The organism is uncultured Tepidimonas sp., from assembly GCF_938045175.1.
GTDB lineage: Bacteria > Pseudomonadota > Gammaproteobacteria > Burkholderiales > Burkholderiaceae_C > Tepidimonas.
This window is the reverse complement of sequence record NZ_CALIND010000103.1, coordinates 1-5920: the sequence shown is the minus strand read 5'-3', so window position 1 is coordinate 5920 and position 5920 is coordinate 1. Positions and strand designations below refer to the sequence as shown.

General features: G+C 65.8%; 8 protein-coding genes. 5 read left to right on the top strand and 3 right to left on the bottom strand.

All coding sequences use genetic code 11. The annotated features are described in order from the left end of the window. On the bottom strand, positions 1 to 347 hold a 347-nt coding region (locus Q0716_RS05520; protein ID WP_299020611.1), incomplete at its 3' end, for a redoxin domain-containing protein. Positions 348 to 1109: 762 nt separating this feature from the next. On the opposite strand from Q0716_RS05520, the gene Q0716_RS05515 reads away from it, so the two are divergent. The 5 genes from Q0716_RS05515 to Q0716_RS05495 all read left to right on the top strand — a co-directional run bounded on the left by Q0716_RS05515 (position 1110) and on the right by Q0716_RS05495 (position 4102). Then, entirely contained in the window at positions 1110 to 1484 is a 375-nt protein-coding gene (locus tag Q0716_RS05515) for an energy transducer TonB (protein WP_299020609.1), read from the top strand. 76 nt (positions 1485 to 1560) lie between these two features. Next, positions 1561 to 2301: a MotA/TolQ/ExbB proton channel family protein gene (locus Q0716_RS05510; RefSeq protein WP_299020613.1), complete on the top strand. Its 741-nt coding sequence runs from the start codon at positions 1561 to 1563 to the stop codon at positions 2299 to 2301. A 22-nt stretch (positions 2302 to 2323) separates the two neighbouring features. Next, positions 2324 to 2737, top strand: coding sequence for a biopolymer transporter ExbD (locus Q0716_RS05505; protein ID WP_299020606.1), 414 nt, complete (start codon positions 2324 to 2326; stop codon positions 2735 to 2737). Between the two features lie 148 nt (positions 2738 to 2885). Continuing rightward, the gene (locus tag Q0716_RS05500; RefSeq protein ID WP_299020603.1) at positions 2886 to 3575 is read left to right on the top strand and encodes a Bax inhibitor-1 family protein; all 690 of its coding nucleotides are present in this window, start codon (positions 2886 to 2888) and stop codon (positions 3573 to 3575) included. 155 nt (positions 3576 to 3730) lie between these two features. Further along, complete coding sequence (locus Q0716_RS05495) at positions 3731 to 4102, top strand: hypothetical protein (protein ID WP_299020598.1); 372 nt, start codon at positions 3731 to 3733, stop codon at positions 4100 to 4102. Between the two features lie 13 nt (positions 4103 to 4115). Here Q0716_RS05495 and rlmD read toward each other — a convergent pair whose 3' ends face one another. Both rlmD and Q0716_RS05485 read right to left on the bottom strand, forming a co-directional pair. Then, positions 4116 to 5615, bottom strand: a complete 1500-nt coding sequence (gene rlmD / locus Q0716_RS05490; protein ID WP_299020595.1) for a 23S rRNA (uracil(1939)-C(5))-methyltransferase RlmD — start codon at positions 5613 to 5615, stop codon at positions 4116 to 4118. Further along, on the bottom strand, positions 5615 to 5920 hold a 306-nt coding region (locus tag Q0716_RS05485; protein ID WP_299020593.1), incomplete at its 5' end, for a peptidoglycan DD-metalloendopeptidase family protein. The genes rlmD and Q0716_RS05485, both read right to left, overlap by 1 nt.

The following is a 5920-nucleotide window of genomic DNA, read 5'->3' as shown; positions in this document are numbered from 1 at the left end:
CCTTCCTCATCGATGTGCACGTCAAACTGACGGGTGAGCTGATGCGTCGGATCGCCAATGAGGGGGAACTTGGCTTTGCCCACGGCAGGCGACGTTTCATGCCACACCTTGTGCGAGAAGTGCGTATCGGTGGTGATGACGTACACCTCGGCGCCCAGCTTCTGAAACTCGGCGTAGTGCTCGGCCGCGTCCTCCACCTCGGTCGGGCAGTTGAAGGTGAACGCCGCGGGCATGAAGATCAGCACCGACCAGTGGCCCCTGAGCGACTGGTCCGTGATCTCGACGAACTTGCCATTGTGAAACGCTTGCACTTTGAAGGGTTGAACTTGCTTGTTGATGATGCTCATAGAGCGCTTCCTTTCTTGAGACGGGTTGAACACTGACAACCACGATAGCGGTACGGGACATCCGTACCAACACCGATATCATAGCTCGAAACAATCGTTACGCTGTATTGATAGTTTCTATTGTCCGCATCGACTCACGCTATGTATCCGTAATACGACTCACTCGTATTTGTGATAAAGTATGGATTCACCAATCGACTCAACTCGGTATCATGCGCATCGCTGCTGTGGCACGTGCGGCCCGCGCGACGCGCCATTGACCACCTGCGCCGCCTGCCCAGCAAACCAGCCCGCTAGTGGCGCAAAGTGGCGCGTGCAGAGAAAACGATATACAACTCGGTAATGCGCTTTGCGTTCCTGCCCTCCTCGCCTGCAGCCACCCCCGCGACACCCGTGGCACGGCGCCATCCCGTGCACGCTCGGGTTTGGGGTGTGACGCTTGCGGTGACCGCAGGCCATGGGTTGGCGCTTTGGGCGCTGCAGCAAGCGTGGCAGCGACCGGTATCGCCCCAAGTTACCCCGCCACGCGTGGTGCAAGTCTCCCTCGCGCCGGCCGCGGTTACCGCCCCTGCACCGGTGCCAGAGCCTGCGCCGATCACGCCACCCTCCCGGCGCGAGCCGGTGCCGCGTCAATGGCCCAAACCAGTCCCGCGCTCGTGGACGGCACCAGAAGCGACGCCGCCTGCGCCCGCCCCCGTCGCAACACCTGCCCCCGCAGAGGCGGCAACCGAAACCTCCGTGCCCATCGCCGCCTCCACGCCCGTGAGCACTGCCGCAGCGGCGACCCAGGGCGGGCCATCCATCGCCACGGAGGCCGCCGCGTCGGCACCCGCGGCCCCTCCAGCACCGCCGCGCATCGAGTTGCCCTCGGCCAGCGCCGCGTACCTCAACAACCCGCCACCGGCGTATCCGGCGCTATCTCGCCGCTTGGGCGAGCAAGGCCGCGTGGTGTTGCGCGTGCGCATCGAGCCCGATGGCACCGCTTCCGCCGCCGAAATCCGCACTTCCAGCGGCTACGAGCGGCTCGACGAGGCAGCCCGGCAGGCGGTCTTGTCGTGGCGCTACGTGCCGGGCAAGCGCAACGGCGTGCCAGAGGCCATGTGGTTTTTGATCCCGATCCAATTTGAGCTGCGCTGACAAAGCCACCCGCCCTGCCGATATTCGAAACCGACTCGTTGAAGATAGGAAACGACCCACCATGGAAACCACAGCAATGCCCACCGCTTTCGGACTCGCCCACTTGTGGGCGCAAGGCGACGGCGTCATCCGCGCCATCGCCATCCTCTTGCTGTTGATGTCGGTGGTCTCTTGGGTGGTCATCGTCCTCAAGGCGCTGGACCTGCGCCGCTACCGCGCCCAGGCGCGCCGGGTCGAGGCGTTTTGGCACGCCAGCGACTTCGCCGACGGGCTGGAGCGCCTCGGGCGCGAGGTGGACAACCCATTCCGACTGCTGGCGGTGCACGGTCGGGATGCAGCCGCCCACCTCCAGGGGCAAGACGGGTCACCCCGCACGCCTCAACTGCACGACCAGCTCGACCTGAGCGAATGGGTGCAGCGCGGCCTGCGCCACGCCATCGACGATTTCGTCGCGCGGTTGCAATCGGGCCTGTGGATCTTGGCGTCAGTGGGCTCGACCGCGCCGTTCGTGGGGCTGTTCGGCACGGTCTGGGGCATCTACCACGCCTTGATCGGGATTGGCATCTCAGGCTCCTCCACCCTCGATCAAGTGGCGGGCCCCATCGGTGAGGCGCTGATCATGACCGCACTCGGCTTGGCCGTGGCCATCCCCGCCGTGCTGGGCTACAACGCCCTGGTGCGCGGGCACAAGGCGCTGGTGCATCGCGTCAACCGCTTCGCGCACGATTTGCATGCCTACTTCGTGACCGGCGCACGGGTGATGAGCCGCCAAGCCGACGACAGCAAAGTGCGGCCCTTGCGCAGTGAAGCGCGCTGAGCGCCAAGTGGAGACTCAAGCCATGGCCTTTTCCATCCAAGACGACCAAGACGGCGAGCTGCTGAGCGAAATCAACATGATCCCGCTCATCGACGTGATGCTGGTGCTGCTGATCGTGTTCATGATCACCATTCCCGTCATGAAGCACGCCGTCTCCGTCAACCTACCCCAGGCAAGTGCCACGCCACAAACGCCACCACCCCAGGCTGTGCGGTTGAGCATCGCCGCCGACGGCAGCTACCGCTGGGACGACGAGGACGTCGATGACGCCACCCTCGAGCAACGCCTGCAAACCATCGGCGCCCTTGACAACCAGCCGCCGCTGCAGATCCTGGCAGACCGGGAGGTACGCTACGAACGCGTGGCACAGGCGCTGGCAGCCGCGCAGCGTGCCGGCTTGCGCAGCGTGGGCTTCGTGACCGAGCCCGAGCGGTAAGAGTGCAAGACGTGCGAAGATACGTGCCGTTCGATTCGCAGCCACGGTCATCCAGCCCGAGTACCGGGAACTTGCTCCCCCGACGACCGATCCTACACTGCGGAAGATTCCCCACCCTAGACCGCCTCGATGACAGGAGACGTCTGCCATGAACTTCGACACCGCTATCCGTCGCTCTGACGCTCTGGTTGGCGACGCATCGCGCCAGCGCGTTCTGCGCAACACCTATTGGCTGCTCGCGCTCAGCCTCGTGCCCACCGTGCTGGGGGCGTGGATTGGGGTCAGCACGGGCATCACCGCCGCGCTGTCCGGCGGTATTGGCCTGCTCGTCTTTCTGGGTGGCGCATTCGCATTCATGTTCGCCATCGAGCGAACCAAACACTCGGCCACTGGCGTGGCGGTGCTGCTGGCGTTCACCTTCTTCATGGGGTTGATGCTGTCGCGGCTGCTGGCCGTGGTGCTGGGTTTTGGCAATGGCGCCCAGCTGGTCATGACCGCCTTCGGCGGGACGGCTGCCGTGTTTTTTGTCATGGCCAATCTGGCCAGCGTCGTCAAGCGTGACCTCGAAGGGTTGGCCAAGTGGCTGTTCTTCGGCGCCATCGTGCTGCTCATCGGCGGCATCATCAACGTATTCGTCGGCAGCACGGCGTTCATGGCCGCGCTGTCGGTGATGGCGATCGGCATCTTCAGCGCCTTCTTGCTGGTCGATCTCAAGCGCATCATCGACGGCGGCGAGACCAACTACATCTCCGCCACGCTGGCGCTGTATTTGAGCCTGTTCAACGTCTTCCAGAGTCTGTTGGCGCTGCTGGGTATCTTCGGCGGCGAGCGCGAATGAGGCCTTCTGCGGCGGTTTCGCTGGCTGCGTGACGGTTGACACCCGATCGGCCAGCGCCGTCTGATGCCCGAACCGCGAAAATGACGGTCCGGGCATCGTTTTTTTCGTGCCTCGTGGAGGTGGCCGATCCCTCCCCCTTCTCCGACAATCGGATCATGAGGTCGCTCGCCCCTGTTGCCTTCTCCACCGCCTATCGCTTGCCTGCCCGCACCGGCCTGGCGCTGGTGGCCGCGGCCACCATGCTGACGGGATGCGACGCGCTCGGCATCGACACGCCCGCCAAGCAAGCCCAGCGCCGCGAAGCCGAAGGTAAGGCCATTGGTGCAGCCTGCCGCCACACGCAGCGCAGCCTGGAAGATTGCTACGCGAGCAATCCAAAAGCTGCCAAAGCCGCCATCTTTGCTGGCTGGCGCGAGATGGACGAGTACATGCGGGAAAACGACATCCCCCCCGCGCCGCCGGCGCCGCCCAAGGTGGCCGACAGCGATGCCGTCAAGGAGGAGATCGTCGCGCCCGCTGGGCGCTGATGCGTCCGCCGCGTCAAGCCAGCGCTGCGTCGCGCTCGAAGACCGCGATGCTCTCGACGTGCGCGGTGTGGGGGAACATGTTGACCACGCCCGCCGCCGTGCAGCGGTAGCCTGCTTGGTGCACCAGCAAGCCCGCGTCGCGCGCCAGGGTCGCCGGGTTGCAACTCACATAGACGATGCGCTGCGGCGGTCGCCACGGCTGCCCTTCGGGCGTCGTGGGTGCCGGCGCACCCGACAGGGCCGCCTGGTGTAGATCGGCCAGGGCCTTGACCAGGGCAAACGCCCCCTCCCGCGGCGGGTCGACCAGCCACCGATCCGCCCGCCCGTCGGCCACCAATTGCGCCGGCGTCATCTCGAACAAATTGCGCGCGACGAAGGTGGTGGGCGCCAAGCCCCCGCGCTCCCGTTGGTTGCGCGCCCAGTTATCCCGGGACCGTGCCACCAGCGCCTCGCTGCCCTCGACACCCAGCACTTCGCCCGCCTGGGTGGCAATCGGCAGCGTGAAGTTACCCAGCCCGCAAAACCAGTCGATAACCCGCTCGTGCCGCTGCCCCTGCAACAAGCGTAGCGCGCGCCCGACCAGTACACGGTTGATGTGAGGGTTGACCTGGGTGAAATCGGTCGGGCGAAACGGCATGCGCAGACCGAACTCCGGCAGCGCATAAGACAGCTCGGGCGTGCCGTCGTCGGGGTCGAGACGGTGCACGCTCTCGGGCCCCTTGGGCTGCAGCCACCACTGCAGCGTGGCCGACGGATGGGCGCGGGCGAACGCACGCAAGCGATCCCGATCCGCGTCCGACAACGGCTCCAAGTGCCGCAGCACCAAAGCGGTCACGCCATCGCCACACGCCAGCTCGATCTGCGGGCAGGTCTCGCGCGCGTCCATCGCCATCAGCAAACCGCGCAAGGATGGCAGCAGCGCGCTCACCGGCGCTGGCAACACCGCGCACGAGCCCATGTCAGCCACATAGCTGCTCTTGCGCTCGTGAAAGCCGATCAGCACGTCCCCCTTTTTGGCCACATACCGCACCGACAGCCGCGCGCGCCAGCGGTAGCCCCAGGCGGGGCCGACGATGGGCGACAACACCTGCTCCGGCCGCACCTTGCCCAGCCGCCACAGGTTATCCTCGAGCACGCGCTGCTTGATCGCCACCTGCACCGATGGCTCCAGGTGCTGCATCTTGCACCCACCGCATGCGCCTGCGTGCAGGCCAAAGTGCGGGCAGCGCGGCGTGACGCGCCACGGCGATGCACGATGGATGGTCTGCACCTGTCCCGCTTCCCATTGGTTCTTGCGCCGGGTTACCACCACATCGACCCACTCACCGGGCAGCGCCCCCTCCACGAACACGACCTTGCCGTCGGGGCGGCGTGCGATGCCCTGCGCTTCGATATCCAGTGCCTGAATCCACAGCGCAGACGTGGGCACACCCGCGGGTCTGGGTGGTTCGTTCGGGGTGCTGGCGGGCAGACCGGCGTCGGCGCCGGCACACAGATCAGGGGTGGGGTTCATCAGCGGCTCGGCAGCAGGGTCAGCGGATCGACCGGCTTGCCCTGGCGCCGGACTTCGAAGTGCAGCTTCACCCGATCGGCGTCGCTGCTGCCCATTTCGGCGATCTTTTGCCCCTGGCGCACGGTTTGGTCCTCACGCACCAGCAACGCCTGGTTGTGGGCATAGGCCGTCAGGTAGGTGTTGTTGTGCTTGAGGATGATCAGGTTGCCATAGCCACGCAGGTCGGAGCCGGCATAGACCACGCGCCCGTCAGCGGCCGCCAGTACGGGGTCGCCCGCGCGCCCACCGATGCCAACCCCCTTGCT